The organism is Bacillus sp. FSL K6-3154 (assembly GCF_040869395.1).
Taxonomy (GTDB): Bacteria; Bacillota; Bacilli; order Bacillales; family Bacillaceae; genus Bacillus; species Bacillus safensis.
On record NZ_CP152033.1, the window covers coordinates 2,733,084 to 2,758,314 of the forward strand.

Annotated in this window: 27 protein-coding genes; 18 read left to right on the top strand and 9 right to left on the bottom strand. The window is 40.3% G+C overall.

What is annotated here, in order from left to right; translation table 11 throughout:
- Positions 1-68: 68 nt before the first annotated feature.
- Positions 69-206, bottom strand: a complete 138-nt coding sequence (gene yhfH, locus MHH61_RS14030) for a protein YhfH (protein ID WP_008359029.1) — start codon at positions 204-206, stop codon at positions 69-71.
- 156 nt (positions 207-362) lie between these two features.
- On the opposite strand from yhfH, the gene MHH61_RS14035 reads away from it, so the two are divergent.
- The 3 genes from MHH61_RS14035 (at position 363) to MHH61_RS14045 (ending at position 3,824) form a co-directional block, all read left to right on the top strand.
- Complete coding sequence (locus MHH61_RS14035) at positions 363-1,106, top strand: MBL fold metallo-hydrolase (protein WP_024426552.1); 744 nt, start codon at positions 363-365, stop codon at positions 1,104-1,106.
- Positions 1,107-1,108: 2 nt separating this feature from the next.
- Positions 1,109-2,098 carry a lipoate--protein ligase gene (locus MHH61_RS14040; RefSeq protein WP_024425472.1) on the top strand — a complete coding sequence of 330 codons (990 nt, stop codon included), beginning with the start codon at positions 1,109-1,111 and terminating at the stop codon, positions 2,096-2,098.
- A 172-nt stretch (positions 2,099-2,270) separates the two neighbouring features.
- On the top strand, positions 2,271-3,824 hold the full coding sequence (locus MHH61_RS14045; RefSeq protein WP_025093351.1) for a fatty acid--CoA ligase family protein: 1,554 nt from the start codon (positions 2,271-2,273) through the stop codon (positions 3,822-3,824).
- A gap of 81 nt (positions 3,825-3,905) precedes the next feature.
- Here MHH61_RS14045 and MHH61_RS14050 read toward each other — a convergent pair whose 3' ends face one another.
- Complete coding sequence (locus MHH61_RS14050; RefSeq protein ID WP_024426550.1) at positions 3,906-4,313, bottom strand: hypothetical protein; 408 nt, start codon at positions 4,311-4,313, stop codon at positions 3,906-3,908.
- A 195-nt stretch (positions 4,314-4,508) separates the two neighbouring features.
- Between MHH61_RS14050 and MHH61_RS14055 the strand changes: the two genes are divergently transcribed.
- On the top strand, positions 4,509-5,774 hold the full coding sequence (locus tag MHH61_RS14055) for a M48 family metallopeptidase (protein ID WP_211484865.1): 1,266 nt from the start codon (positions 4,509-4,511) through the stop codon (positions 5,772-5,774).
- A 244-nt stretch (positions 5,775-6,018) separates the two neighbouring features.
- Here the strand turns inward: MHH61_RS14055 and MHH61_RS14060 are convergent, their stop codons facing one another.
- The 4 genes from MHH61_RS14060 to MHH61_RS14075 form a co-directional block, all read right to left on the bottom strand.
- Complete coding sequence (locus tag MHH61_RS14060) at positions 6,019-7,170, bottom strand: serine alkaline protease SapB (RefSeq protein ID WP_125587310.1); 1,152 nt, start codon at positions 7,168-7,170, stop codon at positions 6,019-6,021.
- A 380-nt stretch (positions 7,171-7,550) separates the two neighbouring features.
- A complete protein-coding gene (locus MHH61_RS14065; RefSeq protein ID WP_024426547.1) occupies positions 7,551-8,135 on the bottom strand; it encodes a histidine phosphatase family protein in 585 nt (194 codons plus the stop codon).
- A 61-nt stretch (positions 8,136-8,196) separates the two neighbouring features.
- The gene (locus MHH61_RS14070; RefSeq protein ID WP_048238411.1) at positions 8,197-9,492 is read right to left on the bottom strand and encodes a globin-coupled sensor protein; all 1,296 of its coding nucleotides are present in this window, start codon (positions 9,490-9,492) and stop codon (positions 8,197-8,199) included.
- Positions 9,493-9,583: 91 nt separating this feature from the next.
- On the bottom strand, positions 9,584-11,116 hold the full coding sequence (locus MHH61_RS14075; RefSeq protein ID WP_125587309.1) for an FAD-dependent oxidoreductase: 1,533 nt from the start codon (positions 11,114-11,116) through the stop codon (positions 9,584-9,586).
- Positions 11,117-11,258: 142 nt separating this feature from the next.
- Here MHH61_RS14075 and MHH61_RS14080 point away from each other — a divergent pair, with 142 nt between their 5' ends.
- Positions 11,259-12,119 (top strand): SDR family oxidoreductase, encoded by an 861-nt coding sequence (locus MHH61_RS14080; RefSeq protein ID WP_024425480.1) that lies wholly within the window; start codon positions 11,259-11,261, stop codon positions 12,117-12,119.
- Positions 12,120-12,175: 56 nt separating this feature from the next.
- On the opposite strand, the gene MHH61_RS14085 is transcribed toward MHH61_RS14080, so the two are convergent.
- Entirely contained in the window at positions 12,176-12,412 is a 237-nt protein-coding gene (locus tag MHH61_RS14085; protein ID WP_008348804.1) for an IDEAL domain-containing protein, read from the bottom strand.
- Positions 12,413-12,701: 289 nt separating this feature from the next.
- Between MHH61_RS14085 and MHH61_RS14090 the strand changes: the two genes are divergently transcribed.
- From MHH61_RS14090 to MHH61_RS14130, 9 genes are all read left to right on the top strand, one after another.
- Entirely contained in the window at positions 12,702-13,280 is a 579-nt protein-coding gene (locus tag MHH61_RS14090; protein ID WP_125587308.1) for a competence protein ComK, read from the top strand.
- A gap of 299 nt (positions 13,281-13,579) precedes the next feature.
- A complete protein-coding gene (locus tag MHH61_RS14095; protein WP_024425482.1) occupies positions 13,580-14,062 on the top strand; it encodes a hypothetical protein in 483 nt (160 codons plus the stop codon).
- Between the two features lie 112 nt (positions 14,063-14,174).
- A protein-coding gene (locus MHH61_RS14100; protein ID WP_125587610.1) for an IS3 family transposase occupies positions 14,175-15,325 on the top strand; the annotation gives its coding sequence in 2 pieces (ribosomal slippage) (positions 14,175-14,445 and positions 14,445-15,325; 1,152 coding nt in all).
- 291 nt (positions 15,326-15,616) lie between these two features.
- Positions 15,617-15,895: a barstar family protein gene (locus tag MHH61_RS14105; protein ID WP_125586557.1), complete on the top strand. Its 279-nt coding sequence runs from the start codon at positions 15,617-15,619 to the stop codon at positions 15,893-15,895.
- Positions 15,896-16,056: 161 nt separating this feature from the next.
- Complete coding sequence (locus MHH61_RS14110) at positions 16,057-17,007, top strand: ABC transporter permease (protein ID WP_125586549.1); 951 nt, start codon at positions 16,057-16,059, stop codon at positions 17,005-17,007.
- A complete protein-coding gene (locus MHH61_RS14115) occupies positions 17,000-17,950 on the top strand; it encodes an iron chelate uptake ABC transporter family permease subunit (RefSeq protein WP_056766094.1) in 951 nt (316 codons plus the stop codon). The genes MHH61_RS14110 and MHH61_RS14115 overlap by 8 nt, the downstream gene beginning before the upstream one ends.
- The gene (locus MHH61_RS14120) at positions 17,941-18,699 is read left to right on the top strand and encodes an ABC transporter ATP-binding protein (protein WP_024425488.1); all 759 of its coding nucleotides are present in this window, start codon (positions 17,941-17,943) and stop codon (positions 18,697-18,699) included. Before MHH61_RS14115 ends, MHH61_RS14120 begins: the two co-directional genes overlap by 10 nt.
- Positions 18,700-18,720: 21 nt before the next feature.
- Positions 18,721-19,665 (top strand): siderophore ABC transporter substrate-binding protein, encoded by a 945-nt coding sequence (locus MHH61_RS14125; RefSeq protein WP_025093359.1) that lies wholly within the window; start codon positions 18,721-18,723, stop codon positions 19,663-19,665.
- Positions 19,666-19,803: 138 nt separating this feature from the next.
- Positions 19,804-20,757, top strand: a complete 954-nt coding sequence (locus tag MHH61_RS14130; protein ID WP_024425490.1) for an LCP family protein — start codon at positions 19,804-19,806, stop codon at positions 20,755-20,757.
- A 71-nt stretch (positions 20,758-20,828) separates the two neighbouring features.
- Here the strand turns inward: MHH61_RS14130 and MHH61_RS14135 are convergent, their stop codons facing one another.
- Positions 20,829-21,191 (bottom strand): hypothetical protein, encoded by a 363-nt coding sequence (locus tag MHH61_RS14135; protein WP_024425491.1) that lies wholly within the window; start codon positions 21,189-21,191, stop codon positions 20,829-20,831.
- Between the two features lie 156 nt (positions 21,192-21,347).
- Here MHH61_RS14135 and MHH61_RS14140 point away from each other — a divergent pair, with 156 nt between their 5' ends.
- Entirely contained in the window at positions 21,348-21,965 is a 618-nt protein-coding gene (locus tag MHH61_RS14140; protein WP_024425492.1) for a TVP38/TMEM64 family protein, read from the top strand.
- A complete protein-coding gene (gene lepB, locus MHH61_RS14145; protein WP_024425493.1) occupies positions 21,965-22,477 on the top strand; it encodes a signal peptidase I in 513 nt (170 codons plus the stop codon). Before MHH61_RS14140 ends, lepB begins: the two co-directional genes overlap by 1 nt.
- A gap of 38 nt (positions 22,478-22,515) precedes the next feature.
- Here the strand turns inward: lepB and MHH61_RS14150 are convergent, their stop codons facing one another.
- A complete protein-coding gene (locus MHH61_RS14150; RefSeq protein WP_024426536.1) occupies positions 22,516-23,661 on the bottom strand; it encodes an AbrB family transcriptional regulator in 1,146 nt (381 codons plus the stop codon).
- Between the two features lie 266 nt (positions 23,662-23,927).
- Here MHH61_RS14150 and MHH61_RS14155 point away from each other — a divergent pair, with 266 nt between their 5' ends.
- Positions 23,928-24,350: a BlaI/MecI/CopY family transcriptional regulator gene (locus MHH61_RS14155; RefSeq protein ID WP_024425495.1), complete on the top strand. Its 423-nt coding sequence runs from the start codon at positions 23,928-23,930 to the stop codon at positions 24,348-24,350.
- On the top strand, positions 24,343-25,182 hold the full coding sequence (locus MHH61_RS14160) for a M56 family metallopeptidase (RefSeq protein WP_024426535.1): 840 nt from the start codon (positions 24,343-24,345) through the stop codon (positions 25,180-25,182). The genes MHH61_RS14155 and MHH61_RS14160 overlap by 8 nt, the downstream gene beginning before the upstream one ends.
- Positions 25,183-25,231: the final 49 nt, after the last annotated feature.

A 25,231-nucleotide genomic window follows, 5' to 3' on the forward strand; every position in this document is an offset into this window, starting at 1 on the left:
AATAAAAAGCACTTTTGACTCCAACTGACGAAGGAGGAAAAAAGTGCTTTTTTATTCAATTTATTTCCTTATTTAAGATAACTTACTTGTGAGCATTCCTCACATTCATTACCATAACACTCGTGCTGTTCCATTAAATCATTTCCACATTTTGTGCATTTTTTTGAGGGCAAATTTCTAAAAAACTCTGTGATTTTTCCTAGCATTTGTCATCCTCCTATACGTTTTGTTGCTATTATTGTATTATAACAGATTAATAATTGTCAATCTGTTTTGTAACAATAGGCAGGAAGAATGCTTTTTTCATGAAAAATGGGTATATTGTAAGAAGGGGATTTTTAGAAAAGGAGGGAAAAATGACGATGAAATTAACCATAATTGGATGCTATGGAGGGTTTCCGGCAGCTGGTGAAGCGACATCAGGCTACCTTTTTGAATCAAATGGCTTTCGTCTTCTTGTAGACTGCGGAAGCGGTGTTCTTTCAAAGCTTCAGCAATACATTGATATAGAAGAACTAGATGCTGTTCTCCTTTCTCATTATCACCACGATCATATTGCAGATATCGGACCACTCCAATATGCGAAGCTAGTGGGATATCATTTAGGAAAAAGCAGCGGCCCGCTTCCGATCTATGGACATACTGGTGATCAAGAAGCATTTGGACGGCTTTCTGATGATGTACATACAAAGGCAAAGCCTTATCAGCCGGAAGAAGGGATTCAACTCGGACCCTTTCAAATTGATTTTTTGAAAACGGTTCATCCAGCAGAATGCTATGCGATGAGAATTCAGGCAGAAGATGCTGTGGTCGTGTATACAGCAGACTCAAGCTATCAGGAGGCATTTATTCCATTTAGCAAGGGGGCAGATCTGCTCATTGCCGAAAGCAATTTTTACGCTGGACAAGATGGATCAGGTGCTGGACATATGAACAGTACGGAAGTAGGAAAGATTGCAAAGGAAGCAAATGTTGGGGAACTCATCATCACCCATCTGCCCCATTTTGGTCGTCATAAAGACCTAGTCAATGAAGCACAGGCGTTATATACTGGCAGTATACAGCTTGCCCATTCAGGGCTTAGATGGAACAAGGAAGGAAGATAGAGATGCTGTTTATCGATAACGAACAACATTATGATCCAATGATTAATTTGGCAATTGAAGAATATTGCTTAAAATATTTAGATCCAGAAGAAACGTATTTGCTGTTTTACATTAATCAGCCGTCGATCATTATCGGAAAGAACCAAAATACAATAGAAGAAATCAACACAAAGTATGTGGAAGACAACGGAATCAAAGTCGTGCGCCGCTTATCCGGCGGTGGTGCAGTTTACCATGACAAAGGGAACTTAAACTTCAGCTTTATCACAAAAGATGATGGAGACAGCTTCCATAACTTTAAAAAGTTCACAGAGCCAGTCATCAAAGCGCTTGAAAAGCTGGGCGTTAAAGCTGAATTGAGCGGCAGAAATGACATCATGGCAGATGGACGTAAAATTTCTGGAAATGCCCAGTTCGCAACAAGAGGACGTATTTTCAGCCATGGCACACTTCTATTTGATTCAGAAATTGAACATGTCGTTTCGGCTTTAAATGTGAAAAAAGAAAAAATTGAATCAAAAGGCATCAAATCGATTAGAAGCAGGGTTGCCAATATTAGTGAACTGATGGATCAAAAAATGACAACAGAAGAATTTAGAAAAATTCTTTTAAGCTACATTTTTGATACAAATGGGGACGTGCCTCAATATCGCCTGACTGAAAAGGATTGGGAAAAGATTCACGAAATTTCTAGAGATCGCTATCAAAAATGGGAATGGAACTACGGCCGTTCACCGAAATTTAATTTGCAGCATTCTAAGAGATTCCCTGCAGGCTCCATTGATTTGCGATTAGAAGTGAAAAAAGGGATGATCCAGGATTGCAAAATCTTTGGTGATTTCTTTGGTGTAGGGGATATTGCCGATATTGAGAAGCGGCTCATCGGACAGCAATATGATCGTAAAACGATCAGTGATGTCTTAGAAGATATGGATATGCGCCACTATTTCGGCAACGTATCAAAAGAGGATTTTCTTGATTTGATTTATTAATTGCGGGAAAGCACGGCTAGAGATAGCAGTGCTTTTTTGATTGAAGGAAATGAAAGCGATTTACATTTGATCTTGTGGATTTTTTCGATTGTCTATTATAATAGAAAGGAGGAATGTTCGGCCATAAAATGAATGGTCATTCATTCATTGATGACATGTAAGGGGTGGGAGAATGGATTTGATCAAAAATCTTCAGCAGACGGCGATGACGAAGGGAGAAAATATCGCACTGATCTTTGAAGGAAAGAAGTGGACCTATCGAGAGCTGATGACAAGTATCGAGCGTTTTGCAGATGGATTAGTCAACGAAGGGTTTCAAGCTGGGGATCATATCGCGCTTATTTTAGGAAATTCACCGCATTTTGTCATTTCTTTTTTTGGCGCATTAAAGGCAGGGCTTGTCGTTGTACCTATTAACCCAACGTATACACCTAGTGAAATTGGATATATGCTCATCACAGGCGATGTGAAAGGTATTGTGGCGCCTGAACAGCTTCTGCCAGTTTACGAGCAGGTGTATGAGCAGCTTCCGTCGATTGAAAGAGTCATTATTTGTGCAGAAAATGAATCGGCGTGCAGATCAAGCTTCAAGGAAGTATCTGATCGACTTGTTTTCTTTGGAAAGCTTGTGTCAGGTGCTGCGAATGAAAACGTACATCCTTCCATTCAGCCAGATGATACTGCTGTTATTTTATTTACATCTGGCACGACTGGAAAACCAAAAGGTGCCATGCTGACTCATTTCAACCTTTATTCAAATGCCAGAGATGTCGCTGAGTATTTATCGATTGATAAAAAGGACAAGGTTATTGCCGCTTTGCCAATGTTCCATGTATTTTGTTTAACAGTCTGTATGAATGCACCGTTGATTCATGGTGCGACGATTTATGTCTTGCCGCATTTCAGCCCGTCAGAGCTTTTGCGCATGATGGAAAAAGAGAAGCCAACGTTATTTGTTGGAGTGCCCACCATGTATAACTATTTGTACCGCCAGGAGGGGCATGAGGAAGCGATGTCATCCGTGAGGATCTGTATATCAGGTGGTGCCTCAATGCCTGTTGCCTTACTCCATGGCTTTGAGAAAAAATTCGGTGTTACGGTCCTTGAGGGCTATGGGCTATCAGAGGCATCTCCAGTGACTGCATTCAATCCTCTTGACGGAAAAAGAAAACCAGGTTCTGTCGGGACTGACATTATGAATGTGAAGAATAAAATTGTGAATGAACTAGGAGAAGAAGTCGGTCCAAATGAAGTCGGAGAGCTGATAGCAAAAGGGCCAAACATCATGAAAGGCTATTATCAAATGCCAGAAGATACAGAAGCTGCACTAAGAGACGGCTGGCTGTATACTGGCGATTTGGCGAGAAGAGATGAAGAAGGATATATTTATATTGTCGATCGGAAAAAGGATATGATTCTTGTTGGCGGTTATAATGTTTATCCAAGAGAAGTAGAAGAAGTACTCTATCAACATGAAGCTGTAGCAGAAGCCGTTGTCATCGGTGTGCCAGATCCGAACACGGGAGAGGCAGTCGTCTGTTACATTTCCCCTAAGAAACATGCTCACATCAATCAAGAAGACATCATCACACATTGTTCACGCTATTTAGCAAAATATAAGCAGCCCCAAACGATCCATTTCATAGATGATATTCCTAAAAACACAACAGGTAAAATTTTAAGAAGAGCGCTAAGAGAAAAGTATCAAGCAGAAGAAAGTAAATAAAAAAAGGGGGTCTCTGATGAAGAGACTCCCTTCGCATGTAGACAAATCCTCGCAATTCAAAGTTTTCTCTCAAAGATCATTTTAGCTCTTTTGAATGGCTTCTTTTAACTGTCTCTGAAAAGAATTCGACTGTTTTTGATTCAGTTCATAAAACGTTCCATCAACTAAAAAAACGACCTGTGATCGGTTGGTCCAAAGCTGGAAGGTGGTGCCGTTTGTTCGTCCGAACATCACCTTGGCAATATAATCGGGCTTTTTTAAATTTTTCTTCAGATGATTGCTTGTTTGTTTGCCTTTATTTAATTCTTCAATTAAATCTTCTACTGTGTCCTTATCATCTATTTCATAAGAGATGGATTCATTCGCAGGTGAGAGCAGCAATTTTTCAGCTCGATTCTCATCAAAGATTTCGCTCGTCCGGCTGAACACATAAAAGAAGGTGATTAATAAAAGTCCAAAAATCACAACTCCTGCAAGGATTTTCTTCATTTTGATCCTCCAACTTACTGTTTTACATGTAGCTTCTCCGATTTTTGAGTCGCATAATCATTTTTTTCGCGAAAGCTTTTTCTGATGGGGCATGCTATGATGGAGCCACATGAGACAGGTTCTAAACGAAAAAATGCATGACTAGAATAGAGAGAGGGATGGAAAGGAGGCTGACCTGTGCGAGTACGTAAATGGATGGCTCTTGCAACGGTAGCATACATATTGTACGGTCTTTTTATTTATTCGTATCTGTTTCTAATGGGGGATTCATCGGTACCTGAAAGTGTAAAAGGGACAAGTGCAGATCCGCATACCTTTATGACAAGTCATGAGCTTGTGATCAGCGAGAATTTCTCGAACATACGGAATCTGCTGTATTTCATAACCATCCCATTAGATTGGTATGTCTTTTTCCTTTTGCTCATTTCAGGGTTTTCACGGAAAATAGCAGATTGGAGCCTGGCAGCAGCTCGTTTCAAGTTTTTAAGCAAACTTGTGTATGTGTTTGTGCTGTCACTTCTAACAATGATCATTTCATTGCCAATTAAGTGGATTGGCTATCAGCTGTCTTTGCACTACGGAGTATCTGCTCAAAGTACGGCAAGCTGGTTGAAAGATCAAACACTGGATTTTTGGATTCAATTTCCGCTCCTTGCCCTTTGTGCTATTGTGTTCTTTTGGCTGATTCAAAAGAGAAGAAAACACTGGTGGCTGTATGCGTGGTGTTTAACAGTCCCAGTTACGCTGTTTCTCTTCTTTATACAGCCGGTCGTCATTGATCCGTTATATAACAATTTTTATCCACTAAAGGATCAAGCTCTAGAGAAGAAAATATTAACGCTGGCAGACAAAGCGCATATTCCGGCAGATCATGTATATGAGGTCAATATGTCTGAGAAAACGAATACGATGAACGCTTATGTCACAGGAATTGGTGAAAATAAGCGTATTGTCTTATGGGATACAACACTGCAAAAGCTGAAAGACCAAGAAATTTTATTTATCATGGCGCATGAAATGGGACATTACGTTATGAAACATGTCTATATTGGATTAGCAGGATATTTAGTGCTGTCATTGGCCGGATTATTTGCGATCGATCGTCTTTATTTTTATCTTTATCAAAAAGGCGCAGCCACATTTCGTCTCAAGGTGTCACACGACATTGCTGCTCTTCCGATTCTTTTAATCATCGTATCGATGCTGTCATTTGCAGCTTCACCTTTTACAAATGCAGTGTCAAGGCATCAAGAACGGGCAGCCGACGAATATGCGGTGAACATGACAAAAGACGGGGAGGCAGGCGTAACGTCTTTTCAAAAGCTTGCAAAATCAGGGCTGTCCCAGGTAAATCCACCGTTTTTAGTGAAGATCTTCCGCTATGGACACCCAACCATGATGGAGAGAATCATGGATATGGAAAAAGCGGCGGAAAAAGAGAAAACGCCGAAAAAGCAGTAATAAATAAAATCCGGCAGGATCAGCCGGATTTAGATTGTTGACAAAGGGCTAAAATGATCTTGATTTTAGCTCTTTGTCTTCTTTTCAGCGTGATAGAAAACCTTTGAAGTCTAGGAAGGACGAGTACCGGAGCGGAGCGAATTGAGCATTCGTGAGCACCGGCACACAGGATTGACACCGAATGCGAGGTTTTGTTTACGCGCTGAATCCGGCTGGATCAGCCGGATTTTTTTATCACACTTGGTTAGTTAGAAGCAGCTTGAACGTTGATTAACCCTTTTCCATAATAGAATGAGTCACCAAGCGGTGTCGCTGTATTTTCTAAGCGCTGGCGAACCTGTGAATTTGTTAGGTTCGGGTTTTTAGAAAGAATAAGCGCTGCTGCTCCTGCTACATGAGGAGACGCCATAGATGTTCCAGTATAAGAAGTGTATCCACTGCTTGGCACTGTACTTAAAATAGAAGTACCAGGTGCAGAAACATCTAATTCAGGACCTGCGCTAGAAGATGAGTTTCTGACATTGTTACTGTTTACATTGGCAACAGCAATTGTAGACTCGTATTTGGCTGGATAGCCAACTGTACTTCTAGAGCCACTAGAGCCTGAATTACCTGCGGCGGCAACAACAACGACTCCGCGGCTGTTTGCTGTATCAACGGCATTTTTAAGTGCTGTTGAACCGCTTGCTCCGCCTAAACTCATATTGATGACATCCATGTTATTGGCTACAGCCCATTCAATACCGCTAATAATCCAGCTGTATTGTCCGTCGCCATTGCGGTCTAATACTTTCACAGCATATAGGGAAGCGCTTGGAGCGACCCCAAGAACACCAATTGTGTTATCAAGGGCAGCAATGGTTCCAGCTACGTGAGTTCCATGTGATTGAAAGTCTTGGGTGGCATTTGGCTCTGAAGGGACGAAGCTCGCACCGCCTGCAACATTTAAGTCAGGGTGTGCAGCGTGGATTCCAGTATCAAGGACAGCTACTTTGACATTAGCACCTTTATAACCTTGAGCGTGTACAGCTGGAGCTTTGATTTGAGGGATTCCATAAGGGACGGTTTGTGCATATGCTTCTGCTTTATGGTCTTCTTCTACGTAAGCAATGCTAGGGTCATGTTCAAGTTTTTTTGCGGCTTGTTCGGACATTTTCACTTGTGCAGCATTAATGAGGCGGTATTGTTTTTCTAGTTTTCCACCATTTTGAATGACAGCTTGTTTCTTAGAGCTGTTTGTGGTGGCAGAGGCTTTAAAACCAACAATATAGCTTTTTTCACTATCTGTTTTGGAGACCTTCTCGGCATTTGCCATAGAGCCTCCAAACCCTGCTGAAAACAGAAGAGGGACAGCCAATAAAACACTTGTCATCACATTTTTCTTTTTCACGCACATTCCACATCCCTTTTTCTTATTTCAGAATAATCATCCGTAGTCTATAAGAATGATCCGTTTGATTATTCTGTATATTCAGTTTAAGGGAAGTAGGCAAATAAGAGTAGACCCGAATTTTTGTGAAAGTCCTAGCGAAAATTGGGGAATTAAGTCACTTGGAACTGGTGGTAAAATATGTTTATTCTATCATTTCAGCGATGATCTATTAAAAAGGGAGTGTGCTTTTTTTCTCATGATCCATTTCCGGTTAAATATTCGATACCCGAAAAGCCATAAAATAGGTAGAATCGTCTAGCATCTATTTCGAATTTCGATATAAAAAAATATTATTTTATCATTGTTTTTGCCATAAAAAAGAACCTGCTAAGATAACAGGCTCTTTAAGAAGGGGCGGATTGAGTTAAATGGCTGACCACGTTGTAATCACGGACCTTCCATTTACCATCTGACCATTCCACATAATTTAAGCAAGCATTAACAAGTCTCGTGTTCTGTAAACCCATATGTTCATCAGCCAAAGTGGTGAGTAAAGCATGGATAGCAGCGCCGTGAGCCACGATCAGGACATGTTGATCTGGATAGGCGGCTCTGACTTTCTCAATACCTTCTAGCATTCGGTTTTGAATCGTCTCAATTGGTTCCATATTTGGATATTGTTTATCTGGAAACAGCTTTTGACGCTCCTCAAACGACATGCCTTCAGCGTCACCATAATCTCGTTCTATAAAATCATCCATGATGACAAGTGGGGCATGGACATGATTTAAAATCAAGTGTGCCGTTTCTTTTGCCCTTGTTAGTGGACTGGAAATGACAACATCCCAATGGACATCCTTTAAGTAAAGTCCAGTTTGTTCAGCCTGCCATTTCCCTGTGTCGTTTAAAGGGATATCTGTTCGTCCTTGAATTCGTTTCGCTGCATTCCAATCTGTTTCCCCGTGTCTGACTAGGCAAATTGTTGTCAATCAAATCCCGCCTTTTCTATCTTTTCTTCTATTATACTAAAGCAGAAGAAAAAAGACTGTATTAGCGATTTGTCAGGCTTGTTAAGGATTCGACAGAACTTGCGACTTGAGACACCGTTTGTTTGACTTCCTTCAATTCGTTTAGGAAGGTCTGAAGGTCAATTTCAATTTTTCCGTTTTGGTTTTTGCTTAAGTTCATGCTGCTGACGATATCATCAAAGAGTGAATTGATTTGTGTCATTTTTTCTTTACTGTCTGTCACAAGTAAATTCACGTCCGCAATGTGCTGAGAAACAATGGCGATTTGTGAATTAGTATTGTTGACAAGTTCAGATACAGTTGAAACCGTTTTCTTGGTGTCCTCTGATAATTTGCGTACCTCGTTTGCAACGACAGCAAAACCTTTTCCGTGTTCACCTGCTCGTGCAGATTCGATTGAGGCATTTAAAGATAACAAGTTCGTCTGCTCTGCAATGCCTGTGACAATCCCAAAGATTTGTTCAATTTGTTTGGCGATTTCTTCAAGGCGTTTAATTTCTGTTTCAATCTTTGTCATGCTGCCATCAATTTGGTTCATTTGTGTTTGCTGAATTTCTAATTCTTTTTTACCGCCGATTGATTTTTCTTCGACCTGGGCTGAAATTTGTGTTCCAGCTTGTGACATGTCCGCCATCTCATCCGATTTTGAGACAAGCTTGTCGACTGCACTTGTTGTGTTTGAGAAGAGCGAAGCAAGTGAATTTGAAGTCTCTGTGATTTTTGTATGAAGCTCCTGCTGCTGCTCTTCTGCTTCATCACGAATTTTAGAATATTCATTTTGGAATGTATCTAGGACAAGCTGCTGCTCTAAATTTAAAATTTTCGTCGTCGCTTTGACCGCTGTCTGATATTCTTTGAAATCTTGGATATGGTTAGCGAATAAATCCATAATGGATAGCAGAAGGTCTTGGAATGCTGCCATGTACCATTTAGGCTGGAGCCCAATCCGTAAATGAACTTGCGCGATTTTAATGCGTTTTGCCACATAGGCTTCGTCAATCACACCTGCAAACATTTCACTAATATGAATGCGGAGTGTTTTTTTCAAACGATCGACAGAACTATTGTCTTGAATGATATGCATCAAGGAAGACTCGACTTCTAAATTTTTATAAAACTTATCAACAATATGTGCAATATCATTCTGAACAATTGGATTGAGCTGTTTTAATATCAATAGGTCATGCTGCGTCAGGTCAATCATTTTGATTTGTTTGGCGATGTCCGTATTGTTCGAGAAGTTGATTCGTTTTATCCCATCATCCTGCTGTGTGAAAAAAGCAGTGTTTTTTCTTTTCGGTTCTTTTTTAAATAACAATGTGTTTGTCCCCCCATAATCATCAAAAATATCAGACTTTATGTTTTTTATCGGATAATATTGGATTTTTTAAAGGGGGACGAGTGAAATTTCACTGTTCTTTATATGACCTTTTTAGTGGTTTTTTAGCAGGGCCTTCTACTACTTCTCCAGTAATGGAAAAACGTGAACCGTGACAAGGGCAATCCCAAGTGCGGTCACTATTATTCCAAGCCACTTCACAGCCTAGGTGAGTACACGTTGTATCGACTAGAAAGACATTCCCATCCTCTGATTTATAGGCGCCGCACTTTTTATGTTCATACGAGATAATGCCGCCCTCGCCTGGTTTTAAATCATCGATTGTTTGATCAGTTCGTTTGAATTTACCACTGATCAGCTTGGCAGCGACATTGGCATTTTCTTTAACGAAATCTTTGACGAAAGAGTCAGTAACAGGTCTTGATGGCGTAAAGATTGATTCATATGGATTCGATTTTCCTTCAATTAAATCACCGATAAGAGTGGCTGCGACGTGGCTTGTGGTCATGCCCCATTTTCTAAAGCCGGTTGCTACAAAGATATTCTGGTGGTTTTTGGTCAGGCGGCCAATGTAAGGGATTTGATCCATTGTGACCATATCGTGTGTCGACCAGCGATACAGCACTTCTTCTATTCCAAGGGTGGCATCTCCAAACGTTTCTAGTCCTTCATAGTGAGCGGATTCATCTCCGCCTTGTCCTGTTTTATGGCCTTCTCCTCCGATGAGGACTACTTCTTCACCGTGCCATTCTGCCGTTCTTAAAGAGTGAGCAGGCTGGTCAATTCCTAGGTACATTCCGTCTGGGAGTGGTTTGGTTGTTCTAGCTGCTACGACATAGGATTGCTCTGGATGAATTCGGGTGAAATAAAGTCCTTTTCCATCATAAAAAGGAAAGTGTGAGCATGAAATGACATAGCGCCCTGTCAGATGATGTCCGCTTTTTGTGACGACAGCAGGCCGGTTCCCTTCTTTTACATCAACAGCGGTTGTTTGTTCAAAGATACGTACACCTCGCTCTAGGAGCTTGTCGATTAGCGCATTGAGATAATGAAGGGGATGAAACTGTGCCTGATTGGTCATCGCAAGGGCTGCTTTAATGTCAGTGTCAAAAGGAAGCTTTGTTTTCCATTCCCGGTCAATACCAAGCTGTTTGTAGGCATCTAATTCCTTCTTTAACTTTTTTACACCGCTTTCTTCTTTTGTATAAAGGTAAGCATCTTTTATCTCTAGCTGACAATCAATGTCGTGCTCTTTGATACGAGCTTGAATGAGGTCTTTTGCTTTCTCATTTGCTTCTACATACAAACGTGCTTTTGGCATCCCAATTTGTTGAATCAGCTCATAATAGTACACATCATGCTGTGAGGTGATTTTAGCCGTTGTGTGTCCGGTCGTGCCTTGCAGCAATTGTTCGGCATCAATGATGATCACATCTAGTCCTCGCTCTGTCATTTCAAACGCCGCAGCGATACCGGTAATACCGCCGCCGACAATGATCACATCTGCTGTGAGATCTTCACTGACAGCAGGGAAAGAATATTTCTGACTGCCGGCCAGCCATAACGATTTTGCCTGTTCCATTCCTTTATGTTCTTGTTCCATGTTGTCGCCTCCACTTGACTTGTTGTGTATAATTTTTCCACAATGCTGAAAATCATACATCTGAAAGGAAACAAGGGCGCCATACATAAAAAAGCCGCCAGCACATAAAAATAAACAAGATAAAAGGAAGGAGTGGACTAACGTGTCAACAAAGCAGCCGAAGAAAACATTGCCGCCTCAGCACCAAAATGAACGTCCGGGTCTTGAATATAAAATGAATCCTAGACCTGTCTTTGATCGTGAGGTGCAGGATAAAAAGTTAGCAGGAAAAACAGCCATTGTGACAGGTGGAGACAGCGGGATTGGAAGAGCAGTTTCTGTTTTATTTGCGAAAGAAGGTGCCAATGTCGCCATTGTTTACTTAAGTGAACATCGTGACGCTGAGGAAACGAAGGACTATATTGAGAAAGCGGGAGGCCGTGTCATCTTAATTGCAGGTGATTTAGGGGATGAGGCTTTTTCAAATGAGGTCGTCAAAAAAACAAAAGATGCCTTCGGTTCCATTGATATTTTGGTGAATAACGCCGGGGAACAGCATCCGCAAAAAAGCATTGAGCAAATTACCTCGCATCAGCTTCTTCGGACGTTTCAAACGAATATTTTTGCCATGTTTTATTTAACAAAGGCTGTTCTTCCTCATTTAAAAAAAGGAAGCAGTATCATTAATACAGCCTCTGTCACCGCCTATAAAGGGCATGAAACATTGATCGATTATTCATCCACAAAAGGGGCGGTCGTAACCTTTACGAGATCATTATCCTTATCGCTCATTAAACAAGGGATTAGAGTGAATGGAGTAGCTCCCGGTCCTATTTGGACACCGCTGATTCCCTCAACCTTTACGGAAAAAGAAGTCTCTGAATTTGGCGGAGATGTCCCAATGGAACGTCCTGGTGAGCCAGTAGAGCTTGCGCCAAGTTATTTATTTTTAGCGAGCGAAGACTCATCTTATATGAATGGACAAATGCTGCATGTGAATGGCGGGACCATTTTAAATGGATAAACAAAAAACTTGCGGTAAAGAGACGAGTTGCTGTCTCTCTGCCGCAAGTAAAATCATCATGATTGATGTAAGCAGTGTTCTGCATATTGAGCTGACAGGTCATTGAATCGCTTTTCATCACGCTGATCCAGTGCCTTATCAATCTCTTCTCTTAGGAAGGTTAAGCGCTGTTTATAAAGCGCCTCATCTAAAACCATTTGAATATAGATGTCTAAAATGGTGACGCCGTTTTCTTCGGTTTTTTGGGTGTTGCGGGACTTCATGAGCTCAGCATACGTTTTTTTCTCTTTCATAAAGAATCCCCCCGATGCCTTTTTTATAGTATATGGATTGGCGGAGAAAAAATCAACAAGAATTTATAATTTTTAGACAATTTATTTTTGAGCAGAATCGACACCTCTTGTCCAATCGACAGGATGTGATATATCTTTAAAAATGGCTTTTCGATAGATCGAATGGACTAAAAAATATGATAAAAAGATGATTTTTAATAAATTTTGAAAAAATCCTGTCGTTTCTTATATGTTGGTGATAGATTAATAGTATCTTAAATAACCAAATATTAACACAGGAGGAAATGAAGTGTCAGGAATTAGTGAAACACCTTTAGATTCATACGTCATTAATCAAGCAACAATGGCGGTCCTTCCAGTTGAAGAAGGAAAAAGAGTATATTCAAAAGTCATAGAAAGAGAGACAAGCTTTTACGTTGAATTAAAGCCCCTGCAAATTATTGAACGCAGCTGCAGATTCTTCGGCTCAAGCTATGCAGGCAGAAAGGCGGGAACATACGAAGTAACAGGAATTTCTCACAAACCCCCAATTGTGATTGACTCATCCAATCATCTGTATTTCTTCCCAACTTATTCATCCAACCGTCCTCAGTGCGGCTGGATCTCCCACAAATACATTCATACCTTCCAAGAATCATCCCTCGGAGACACGGTGGTCACCTTTACAAATGAGCAAACCGTCAAACTTGATGTCTCATATAAATCATTTGAGAGTCAGGTGCACCGGACAGCATATCTCCGAACGAAATTTCAAGATCGTCTTGATGGCGGTCTTCCGAAGAAACAAGAATTTATGCTGTATCCAAAGGAACAGCAGCTCAATCTCGTATACGATTTTATATTAAGGGAGCTTCGTAACAAATATTAGTCAAAAGCCAGCGGCAGAGCAGCCGCTGGATCTCTTATCAAGCATGAATGCAATGTAAAAAGACGCTGCTGCATCATAAAGATGAATTCATTGAAACCAAATACGTATGTCTCGTCGTCTATTGGTTGTATTGGGAAATGACAGGGAAATGTGGATCCTTTGACGTATTTTCATCTATTTACTCATAAATCACAGAAGTGATAAGAGCTTGTCTGTTACAATAAAAGAAATCTTATGTGGTAAAGGATGCTTATATTTGACCGATATGAACGAATGGGATGAAGAAATGGAGGCTCTGTATGAAAAAACAATCACATTTGGTGCTACTATTTATCCTAACTTTGACATTACTAGCAGCCTGTCAGCAAGCAGGTCAGCCGCCTTCAAAGCAAGACACAAAAGAAGCTGCTTATGAACAATGGGTGCAGTCTTATATGGATGAGTTAAATAAAGCATATGAAAATATGACCGATCAGTTTATCTCAGATGGACATGGAAAGATCCAAACAAATAAAAAATTGACAGAAGCGACGAAAGCATTTGATCGTGTGATTCAAAAAGGGCTGGATCATCAAGAAGTTCCAGCCGCTTATCAAAAGGCCGATCAACAATTAAAGACAGGACTTGCTTCCTTTGAAAAAGGGATCAGTAAGGTGGAAAAGCTCTTGAAGCATCCCGATCAAGAAAAGCTGTTTATTTCCGCTACCCATCATTTTCAGGATGGCTTGCAGCAAACAGCCGCATTTATTGAAGAAGTAGGTCAAATTCAGCAATCATCCTAAAAAAGCTTGGAAGTAAACGGGACTGACCCCATAAAGTGAGACAAATAAAAACACCTTTAAATTGAAAAATCGGGTATAGCATATCTGAAAACAATTTGGAGGTGTTTTTTGTATGGGAAAAAGAGTTAGTTATCCGATTAGTGTAAAAGAAGAGGCCGTTCAAATGAGGTTAGCTGGAATCCCGACAAAAGAAATCATGGACAAGTTAGGAATTAAGAATAGAACACAAGTGAAAACGTGGATGAAATGGTATCGCGAGGGTGAAATCCATCGATTTCATCAACCAGTTGGAAAGCAGTATACCTACGGGAAAGGACCAGAATATCAAAATGAGAACGAGAAGTTGAAAACAGAAAATCTTTATTTAAAGCAACAAATTGACCTATTAAAAAAGTATATAGAATGGGAAAGGAAGTGAAAAAAGAAGCATTCGTGTCGATTTATGATGCGGTAAAAGACACAGTAAGTGTAAGTGCATTCTGTCAGATGTTTGAGCTCGCAAGATCAACATTTTATCGTTGGAAAAAACAAGATCTCCTGCCAAAACAGCAAGTGTTAATTGACCTCATATCGTCGCTTTGTGAGTCACACCAATATACGTACGGTTATCGTAAAATAACGGCCCTACTGCGAAAAGAAAGGAGAATAAATCATAAGACAGTACAACGCATTATGCAAACCTACGGTTTACAGTGTCGTGTGAAAATAAAAAAGCGTAAACAGACTGGTCAACCTTACTATATTGCAGAAAATCACTTAAAACAGGATTTTACTGCGACAAAGCCACTTGAAAAACTGGTGACAGATATAACGTATTTGCCATTTGGTCAAAAACCACTTTATCTATCCAGCATAAAGGATTTGTATACTAGTGAGATTGTGGCTTATACGATTGGTGATAAACAGGATGTTTCTCTTGTTTTAGATACATTGAAGCAGTTACAGACATTACCTAAAGGCTGCGTACTTCATAGTGATCAAGGTTCGGTCTACACTTCTTATGCTTATCAAAAGGAGATAAAGGAAAAAAGCATTACCATGAGCATGTCCCGGAAGGGAATGCCCGCTGATAATGCCCCCATAGAATCCTTCCACTCCAGTTTAAAAACAGAAGGATTCTATCTCCACCACCTGACAAACACTACAACAGCCATTGTAGAAAAAACGGTCAGGGAGTATATTGATTATTATAACAATATCCGAATTCAATTGAAATTAAACAGCCAGTCACCAAAAGAGTTTCGGCAACTGGCTGTTTTATAAAGGTGTTTTGATCCCTGTCTCAAAAACGGGGGTCAGTCCCAACCTTCCAGGCTTTTTTAGATGTGAAGGATTTTCTTTAAACGGCGAACGCCTTCTTGAATCATGCTTTCGTCCGTACAGGCGAATCCTAGCAGTAATCCCTTCGATTGCTTTCAAGCCAACACCAGCTGCTTTTGCTGCCTGTCTCATTCTATTAATCTCAGGTGCCGGGCAGTAACAAAAGTAAGATGTCCATCTTTCTCTTTCTCCTCCAATTCGTTTAAAATATAGAGAGGAGAGGGGAAGATGAACATGAAAAAAGTGCAGCTTGACGGTGCAGCATGCAGGTCGCAAGAAGAGCTTCATGACCAGCTAAAAACAGTTTTACACCTTCCTGACTATTACGGAAAAAATCTTGATGCCCTTTGGGACTGTTTGACAGGAGAGGTGACTCTTCCAGTAGAGCTGACATGGGTGAATTTTCAAACGAGCAAACACGCTCTTGGTGATTATGCTGAGAGCTTGCGTCAGTTATTTCAAGAAGCAGAAGAGGAATTGAAGGGACAATTTCAATTGACTATTCAATCATGATGAAAAAAGCAGCCGCTGCCGCAGGCTGTTTTTTTGAGTTTGCGTCTTTTTCATACCGCTATTGAATATTTCACTAGATGTGATAATATATGAACTGTCGCTTAATTGATAATGATAATCATTTGTGGCGGATAGAGCTTGATAGAAAGTGAGAAACTTGTATGAAATTGTATCAATTAAGTTTGTTATTTGTATGTTTGGCATGTATATCTCTGTTTGTCGGTGTACAGGATCTGTCCATTTTACAGCTGTTTCATTTAACAGATGAACAAGTGCACACGTTAGTTTCAAGCCGCCTCCCGCGTCTCGTGAGTATTGTGCTTGCTGGTATGAGCCTTAGTTTATGCGGCTTTATTATGCAAAGCATGACGAGGAATAAATTTGTATCACCAACCACTGCAGGAACGATGGATTGGGCAAAGCTTGGTATTTTAGTAGCAATGCTTGTTTTTACACAAGCGAATCCGCTTATGAAAATGGGGATTGCGTTTCTATTTACTTTAGCTGGGAATCTTCTTTTCTTAAAAATCCTGCGGCATATTAAGGTGAACGATACGATTTATGTACCATTAGTCGGCTTAATGTTTGGGGGGATTGTCAGTTCAATATCTACGTTTATAGCCTATAAATATGATTTGATCCAAAACGTATCCGCATGGCTTCAAGGGGATTTTTCTCTTATTGTCCAAGGGCGTTATGAACTGCTCTATGTGAGCGTTCCACTATTGATCATTGCGTATTTATATGCTGACCGCTTTACAGTGGCAGGCATGGGCGAGAGCTTTGCCGTTAACTTAGGTTTAACGTATAAACGTGTGATGGCGGTTGGTTTGGTGATCGTTTCAATGATTACGTCTGTCACCATTTTAACTGTCGGAATGCTGCCATTCCTTGGATTAATCATTCCGAATATTGTATCGATCTACCGCGGCGATCACTTGAAAAAAAGCCTCCCGCATACAGCTTTACTAGGAGCTATTTTTGTTCTGATTTGTGATTTGCTCGGAAGGGTGATCATTTATCCATATGAAATATCAGTTGGACTCATGGTAGGCATCATCGGAAGTGCGATCTTCCTGTACATGTTATTAAGGAGGAAACGCTATGCATAAGAAACGTATATTATGCCTGATTGCAGCCATTGCAGCCGTGTTGATCGTAATTTTTATTACCTTTCAAATGGGGTACTGGCCGTACACAGTCCCAAGTCGTTTAAAGAAAGTGCTTGCGATGACATTAACGGGAGGCGCGATTGCCTTTTCATCTGTTGTTTTCCAAACTTTGACCAACAATCGAATCTTAACGCCGAGCATATTGGGTTTAGACGCACTGTACTTGTTTTTGCAAACAGCGATTATTTATGTGTTTGGGTCGACTCATTTAATGATCGTCAATAAGAATTTTAATTTTTTCCTTTGCGTTGGGCTGATGATTCTATTTTCTGTGCTGCTGTATACAGTCATGTTCAAACGCAAAAATAAACATATTTTCTTGCTTCTGCTTGTTGGAATTGTGTTTGGGACATTGTTCAAAAGTCTTTCTTCGTTTATGGAAATGCTGATCGATCCGAATGAATATCAAGTCGTACAGGATAAATCCTTTGCAAGCTTTAATCACATGAACACGGACATCTTACTGATTGCTTCTGTTTTATTTACGGCGCTGTGTGTGTACATTTGGACATTCCGCTCCAAATTAGATGTCATGTCTCTTGGTAAGGAGCATGCGGTGAATCTAGGCATTGACTACGACAGTGTCACAAAAAAGATGCTGATCGTAATAGCTGTCCTTGTGTCTATCGCAACGGCACTTGTCGGACCGATTACGTTCCTCGGCTTACTCGTCGTAAACGTCGCACGAGAGCTTTTTCGGACATACCGGCATACATACTTGCTATTAGGCTCTTTTTTTATTAGTGTGATTGCCCTTGTAGGCGGGGAATTTCTTGTAGAAAAGGTATTTACTTTTCAAACGCCGCTTAGTGTGTTGATTGATTTAGTCGGCGGACTGTATTTTATTTATTTACTGTTAAAGGAGAGTCGTTCATGGTCTTGATGAAGGGCGTCAGTAAGACGTATAACGGAAAAACAGTGCTTCACGACACAACAATCAGTGTGAAAAAGGGACAGCTGACCTCTCTCATTGGTCCGAATGGTGCGGGGAAAAGCACGCTTTTATCCATTATGAGCCGGCTGATTCAGCCAGACTCAGGTGCAGCTTATTTAGAAGACAACCCATATAGCGCATACCCTCCGCAGGAACTTGCGAAGAAGATGAGTATTTTAAAGCAGGCCAATCATATGAATGTGCGGCTGACCGTTCGGGAGCTTGTCAGTTTTGGCCGTTTCCCTTACTCACAGGGCCGTCTGACTAAAGAGGATGAGAAGATGATCGATGTGTCCCTCCAATACATGAAGCTTGCTGATATCCAGCATCAATATGTAGATGAACTGAGCGGTGGACAAAGACAAAGAGCCTTTATTGCAATGGTGCTGGCGCAGGATACAGATTATATTTTCTTAGATGAGCCTTTAAACAATTTGGATATGAATCATTCTGTCGAGATGATGAAGCTCTTTCAGCAGCTCGTCAAAGATCTTGGGAAAACAATTGTTGTGGTTCTTCATGATATTAACTTTGCTTCTGTGTATTCCGATCATATCGTCGCCTTAAAAGATGGACAGGTTATTAAAGAAGGTGGAGTGGACGAAGTGATTCAAACAGATGCACTTGAACAAATTTATGACATGCGCATACCGATTGAAGTTATTCGCGGTGAGCGTATTTGCTTATATTTTTCTTAAAAAATAAAGAGGTGATCACGTATGAAAAAATGGATATGGATGATGACTGTATTAACAGCGATCGTGGTACTCGCTGCCTGCGGAAATCAAGGAAAAACAGAAGGAATTAAAGAAGAAACTGTGACGGTAAAAGACATGCTGAATAAAGATGGTGTAAAGATCAAGAAAAACCCGAAAAAAGTGGTTGTGTTTGATATGGGAAGCCTTGATACGCTAGACAAACTAGGTGTGAATGTAACAGCTTTACCGAAACAAGTGGTGCCTAAATATTTATCTAAATATGAAGGAGACAAATATGAAAATGTCGGCGGATTAAAAGAGCCGAACTTTGAAAAAATTGCAGAAATCAAGCCGGATTTAATCATTATCCAGCACCGTCAAGCAGATGCATTCGATGAATTTTCTGAAATTGCCCCTACGATTTATATGGATGTAGACAATGCCAATTATATGGAATCATTTAAAAAGAATGCCACAACTTTAGGCAAGATTTTTGATAAAGAAGACAAAGTCAAAGAAGAACTTGCTGCTATTGATCAAAAAGTGGATGCTTTAAAGAAAGAAGCAAAAGAGTTAAAGAAAAATGGACTGGTAATCATGGCGAACGACAGCAAAATGACAGCCTTTGGTCCTAAGTCAAGATACGGTCTCATCCACGATGTGTTTGGTATCACACCGGCAGATCAAAAGCTTGAGCCATCTGATAAACACGGACAAAGCATTTCGTATGAATACATGGTCAAAACGAACCCAGATTATCTATTTGTCGTTGACCGAGGCGCAGCGATCGGAGAAGAAACGTCTGCGAAACAGCTTGTTGAAAATGATTATGTGAAATCAGTGAAAGCAGTCAAAAACAATCATGTGGTGTATTTGAACTCTGACATGTGGTATTTATCTGGCGGCGGTCTTGAATCATTCACTGCCATGATTGATGAAGTAAAACAAGGAATTAGCCAAAAATAATGGACGAAAGCTGCTCATCTTGAGCGGCTTTTTTATTGTGGATTCATAAAAATATGTTGCATGCAGGAAACTTTCATCAAAATATGTTATAGTGGAACCTACATTGATAGACTAAGATAGAGTGAGGGTTCGGAAAGGATGAAGGAAAAAAGATCAAAAAGAAGACTAAGGCCTTGGGTAAAAGCCGTGCTGTTTATCATGGCATTTGTCATGGTGATGGCGGTGTCCGTGACTGGATACGCATACTATAAAATTTCAAAAGCGTCGAATAAGGCGCAAGTATCATTAGAAAGAGGAGACACCTCGCAAAAGCGTGTGAAAGCTTTTGATCCAGGAAAGGACAGCTTTTCGGTGCTGCTGCTTGGAATTGACAGCCGTCCAGGTGAAACGGTAGACGAAGCAAGAAGTGATGCGGTCTTACTGGCGGCGGTGAATCGAACAGACAAAACCATTAAACTTCTCAGTATTCCTCGTGATGCTTATGTGGATATACCGGGGAGAGGATATGATAAAATTGCTCACGCCCATGCGTTTGGGAGTGCAGATTTGTCAGTCAAAACGGTCGAAAACTTGTTGAACATTCCTGTAGACTATGTGATTTCAGGGAACTTTAAGGCGTTTCAAGACATTGTGGATGAGCTAAATGGAATTGACGTAACGATTAAAGATGAAGGCATCGCAAAACAAATGGAAAAGGATTCAAAAGGGAAAGTTCATGTGCAAACAGGAACACATACGTTAAATGGTGAAGAAGCTTTAGCCTTTGTGAGAACGAGAAAAGCAGACAGTGACCTCATGCGCGGAAAACGCCAAATGGAGGCACTTCAAGCCATCTTCGAAAAATCTAAATCGATTTCTTCGATCCCGTCATATGACAACATCATTGATACGCTTGGTGATAATGTCTCAACCAATCTTTCCATGAAGCAGTTCATCGGTCTTTTTCCATTACTGAGCTCATTGAAATCAGTGGATACGATTCAGCTAAAGGGCCATGATTATCAGCCTGGGAATGTGTATTACTTTGAGTTAGATGGACCAGGATTAGAAGAAGTTAGAACAGAGCTGAGAAAACAGCTTGAATTATCATAAATAAGAAGGAGCCTGCCGCCGCGGCAGGCTTTTTTCTTTGAATGGGTACCACGCCGCATTTCAGCAAGAAGTTAATTTGCTTGATGCAGAAAATATCCAGTCAGCAGTTCCTCTACCCGGTGACGTATACGCGGATTAAAGTATTTATGCTTTTCTTCATAGCCATTTATGATAAATAGATACGTTGTAAATCCTTCATCGTGTTCAATTTGCTGTACCTTCATGTTTTCTTTACGTAAATGCTGCTTCAGTTCGTAAAGTGCTTTCTGTGCTTCCTTTAACACGGAGGTCACAAGCTGAATGTATGGTTCATTTAATTTAAATGTTTGATGTTGTTTTAAGTGTGTCAGATCACGATTGAGGATGGAGATGACCATTGGGAGAAAGATGGCCTGTTCCATCATCTGAAGCTGTATTCTTGATAGTCTCGTCATGTCCAAGCCTGCTTTCTTTAAAAATAGAACAAACGTTCTTATTTATTATATCGAATGAGTCAAACAATCTCAAGGGGGCGAGTGGTATTCATTTGTATATTTTTATGTTTTCCATGTAAAATGAAATGTAGACAAACCTTGAAGGAGTCAAACAAGTTGACATCATTTCTTTCTCTATTTACTCATGAAAATATCACATCATTTTTTGAAAGCTACAAGGCCTTTGGACCAATTGTCGCTATATTGCTTCCTCTGATTGAAGCATTTCTTCCGTTTTTACCACTCGTGGCGTTTGCGGTGGCAAATGCGAATGCATTCGGCCTTTGGGAAGGCTTTTTATTAACCTGGATCGGTGCAAGTGCAGGTTCTATTCTTGTCTTTTTACTGATCAGAAAATTTGGACAGATGAGAATGCTGAACTTTATCAGCAGACACCCTTCCATTAAGAAATTAATGCTTTGGGTGGAGAAGCGGGGATTTGGTCCGTTATTTATTTTACTCTGCTTTCCTTTTACACCTTCTGCGGCTGTCAATGTTGTCGCAGGCTTATCAAGAATTAGCATGTGGCAATTTTCATTAGCTGCTTTAGCTGGTAAGTGTGTCATGCTCTTTATCATTAGTTTTATCGGTTATGATCTTTCTGCTTTAGTAAAGAATCCGTTAAGAAGTGTTTTTGCGGTTCTAGTTATCGTTTTATTATGGTATGTTGGAAAGAGAGTAGAAAATAGGTTGAATATTCGAATGAGCAAGCGTGAGGACAAAGGAGGCTCTTAATGAAAAAGAAGCCATTGCTATGGTTGATGATTATTACATGCATCGTCTTATTGTTCCAGGTAAAGAATTTCATGTTTGTGAAGTATAAAGTAGAAGGGGTTAGTATGGACCCCACATTTACAGATGGAACAGAATTATTAATCAACAAGTTCTCGCCAAAACTCACGAAAATTAGCCGGTTTGATTATGTGTTATTTCACGGCCCCAAAAATCAAATTTTGATCAAAAGGGTCATTGGGCTCCCAGGAGAATCGATCAAGTATGTAGATGATCAGTTATTTGTTAATGGGGAAAAATGGAAAGAACCCTATTTAAAAGAGCAGAAAAAACATAAAATGGGGAATGTCCTGACAGGAGATTTTCAGCTGAAAGCCATCACAGGACAAGATAAAATCAAAAAAAACCATTACTTCGTAATCGGAGATAACCGAATACATAGCTTCGACAGCCGGCATTTTGGAACGATTTCAAAGGATCAAGTAGTTGGTGTCAAAAGAAATCAGGATGAATAAAAGAAGAGACGCTCTGCATATGCAAAGCGTCTCTTTTTTTATTTTGCGGCTTTATATTCAGGATGTCTTTTTGCCCAGACATGATGTAAGAATCGAAAAAACGGTGGCAGCATCGCAATGACAAGAATGATTCTAACGACTTGTACAGCTACTACAAAGGTTGAGTCCTCATGGAGTGTGACTGCTGTTGTTGCCATTTCTGCAATACCGCCAGGCGAAAAGGCAAGAATGGCTGTAATGACAGAAATGCCTGTGACCTCTGCAATGGCAATTGAACTGAGAACCGTTGCAGCAATCAATCCTGCTGAGCTGACGACGGCTACAATTAACGTGTTTTTTAGCCCGACAAACATCTGTTTATTCATTTTTGAACCGATGGTTGCACCGAGAAATACCTGTGATGCGATATTCGCTTGTGCTGGCCAATAAGGAATCAAATCATGACCTATGAGCGCACCTGCACCTACTTGAAGAGCTGCAACTCCTAACATGCTGCCAATCAGCCAAGGGGCAGGGAAATGAAGCCGAACCGCGAGGCGTGATATAAGCCAGGCACCTAAAATAAGTGCAGCAGTCCACGAGATATTTGACAGGGTGAAAACGCCTGATGAAAAGGCGCTCCCTTGCACGCCTGCAGCTGCATCCGCTGGATTTTTTGTATTTAAATAGAACACCGTAAATGGGATGGTGAGTACCACCATTAATACACGTGTTGTTTGTACGAGACTGACAACGGCTGTATTTGCTCCAACCTCTTGGGCAATCCCTGGCATAGCAGATAAACCGCCTGGGGCTGTTCCGACAAAGCTGGTCAGCATATCTGTTTTACTCAGCTTCCATAAGGCAAAGCCAGAGAGCATCGCCAGTAGAATAGAAAAAACGAGCATGAAACTCACAGGGAGCCAATGTTCAGCGAAAATATGAAGAACTTTCATGTTCATTTTCTGTCCGAGTTCGATTCCGAGAATGAATTGACCAAGGAGTAGCCATCTGCTGTGAATACGCAAGGTGTTGTTTCCTTTACGCTGAAACAGGGTGGGACGTCGCATGGCAATAAAGGCAGCTGTGATTAATGTACCGACCATCCAGCCAATAGACATTCCTGTTAAAGACAAAAGAAATCCACCTAAACCGCTTATCGCGATCAAAATGAGATCGGTTCGAAGGCTGTTTCCTTGTTTCATCACATGTAAACCTTCTTCCTATAAATTTGTTCAGTAAGTGAAATGTTGTTATCTCTACTATAATACAAAAGTCTTTATAAATAAAATACGAATTTTTTTACCTTTTTCATAAGATTATCTTATCAAGAGCAAGATAGCTTCTTGATAAAAGTGAAGATATAATTTTTACCAAAAACAAAAACAATATACAACGATTTTCCCCTATTTTAGTTATCAGTTGACTATCATTTTCAATTACACTACAATCCTTAGTGTGAGGTGATTACATGAAAATTCCTTCATTTAAATATAATGAAAAGGGATTGAATCGTTTTTTCGGTCCTTTAGAGGGAAGAATTATGGAGATCCTTTATCAAGGTGAGGATATGCCGATTAAAGAAGTGCAGCAGAAGCTGTCAGATGAAAAGCCGATTAATTTCAACACGGTGATGACTGTGCTGAACCGCTTAACCGAAAAGGGAATTGTGGAGAAGAAAACAAAAGGGCGTTCATCTATTTATAATCCCATTTTAACAAAAGAAGAATTTCTAAATGAGCAGACAAAATGGATTACGCAAGGGCTGATGGACGATTTTGGTCCACTGGCAGTGAATCATATGGTGGATGCAATTGAAAGTGCTGACCCTGAATTACTCAAAGTGCTTGAAGCAAGGCTGGCATCCAAAAAAGAGGAGCAGCAAAATGAATAAAATGAAATCGAGTCTGCTATTTTTAGGCGGTATATTGATTGGTTTAACGATTTTTTATCAGATGGGGTATTACGTGCTTTCAAGCTTTTTTGGCTGGAATCAAGCATATAATCTGATTCATGTATGCCAGTCTGTTCTCGAATTCTATGGATTCACTCCTTTGAAATATTTCCTTGATGCTTTAGTCCTCTACACGTTGGGATTTGCGATTTTCTATATGACGAAACAAATCAAAACGTACATTCAATTCAAGCAAAATCTGATGCTTGCAGTCGATCACCAGTCGACCGAATCTTTATCTGAGAAGTATGCAAACGACATCATTGTATTTCATTGTCATGAACCGCTTGCTTTTGCCATGGGGATGCTTCACCCAAAGGTCTACTTATCAACGTCTCTCATGGACATGCTGGATGAAGAGGAAATTGATGCTGTTGTTCATCATGAATTGCACCACAAATACAGCTACGATCCTTTAAAGGCCTTCACATTCTCAATGCTTACAAAAGTGATTTGGTACATTCCAGTGTTAAAGCATATGAGACAAAGCTATTCCGTTTTTCGTGAAGTGATCGCAGATGACTACGCGATTCGGCAGACAGGCACTGAGCTTGGAGTAGGGCAAGCCCTTGTGAAACTGATTAAAAAGAGAACGCAGTTTCAAAAACAAACGAAGTTTGCGGTATCCTTTGGAGATCGGGCATTGAATTTAAGAATACAGAAGATCTTAAACCCAACATACAATATTCCTTTCAATGTACCCATCATTCCCATTGTCACATCAACGATTCTCATGGTGGCCTTAATCATTATGCTTAATCTAAATTACTAATTTTTTTTACTTATTAACATTACATTATGTAGTGTAAAAACAGGAGGAA

Coding starts and splice junctions, on each gene's coding strand:
- MHH61_RS14075 (WP_125587309.1), bottom strand. CDS start 11,116: ATGGAACAAGAACATAAAGGAATGGAACAGGCAAAATCGTTATGGCTG.
- MHH61_RS14105 (WP_125586557.1), top strand. CDS start 15,617: ATGAAAAAAGTGCAGCTTGACGGTGCAGCATGCAGGTCGCAAGAAGAG.
- MHH61_RS14115 (WP_056766094.1), top strand. CDS start 17,000: ATGCATAAGAAACGTATATTATGCCTGATTGCAGCCATTGCAGCCGTG.
- MHH61_RS14055 (WP_211484865.1), top strand. CDS start 4,509: ATGGCTCTTGCAACGGTAGCATACATATTGTACGGTCTTTTTATTTAT.
- MHH61_RS14130 (WP_024425490.1), top strand. CDS start 19,804: ATGAAGGAAAAAAGATCAAAAAGAAGACTAAGGCCTTGGGTAAAAGCC.
- MHH61_RS14110 (WP_125586549.1), top strand. CDS start 16,057: ATGAAATTGTATCAATTAAGTTTGTTATTTGTATGTTTGGCATGTATA.
- MHH61_RS14125 (WP_025093359.1), top strand. CDS start 18,721: ATGAAAAAATGGATATGGATGATGACTGTATTAACAGCGATCGTGGTA.
- MHH61_RS14120 (WP_024425488.1), top strand. CDS start 17,941: ATGGTCTTGATGAAGGGCGTCAGTAAGACGTATAACGGAAAAACAGTG.
- lepB (WP_024425493.1), top strand. CDS start 21,965: ATGAAAAAGAAGCCATTGCTATGGTTGATGATTATTACATGCATCGTC.
- MHH61_RS14035 (WP_024426552.1), top strand. CDS start 363: ATGAAATTAACCATAATTGGATGCTATGGAGGGTTTCCGGCAGCTGGT.
- MHH61_RS14160 (WP_024426535.1), top strand. CDS start 24,343: ATGAATAAAATGAAATCGAGTCTGCTATTTTTAGGCGGTATATTGATT.
- MHH61_RS14060 (WP_125587310.1), bottom strand. CDS start 7,170: ATGTGCGTGAAAAAGAAAAATGTGATGACAAGTGTTTTATTGGCTGTC.
- MHH61_RS14095 (WP_024425482.1), top strand. CDS start 13,580: ATGAAAAAACAATCACATTTGGTGCTACTATTTATCCTAACTTTGACA.
- MHH61_RS14155 (WP_024425495.1), top strand. CDS start 23,928: ATGAAAATTCCTTCATTTAAATATAATGAAAAGGGATTGAATCGTTTT.
- MHH61_RS14135 (WP_024425491.1), bottom strand. CDS start 21,191: ATGACGAGACTATCAAGAATACAGCTTCAGATGATGGAACAGGCCATC.
- MHH61_RS14150 (WP_024426536.1), bottom strand. CDS start 23,661: ATGAAACAAGGAAACAGCCTTCGAACCGATCTCATTTTGATCGCGATA.
- MHH61_RS14040 (WP_024425472.1), top strand. CDS start 1,109: ATGCTGTTTATCGATAACGAACAACATTATGATCCAATGATTAATTTG.
- yhfH (WP_008359029.1), bottom strand. CDS start 206: ATGCTAGGAAAAATCACAGAGTTTTTTAGAAATTTGCCCTCAAAAAAA.
- MHH61_RS14045 (WP_025093351.1), top strand. CDS start 2,271: ATGGATTTGATCAAAAATCTTCAGCAGACGGCGATGACGAAGGGAGAA.
- MHH61_RS14085 (WP_008348804.1), bottom strand. CDS start 12,412: ATGAAAGAGAAAAAAACGTATGCTGAGCTCATGAAGTCCCGCAACACC.
- MHH61_RS14050 (WP_024426550.1), bottom strand. CDS start 4,313: ATGAAGAAAATCCTTGCAGGAGTTGTGATTTTTGGACTTTTATTAATC.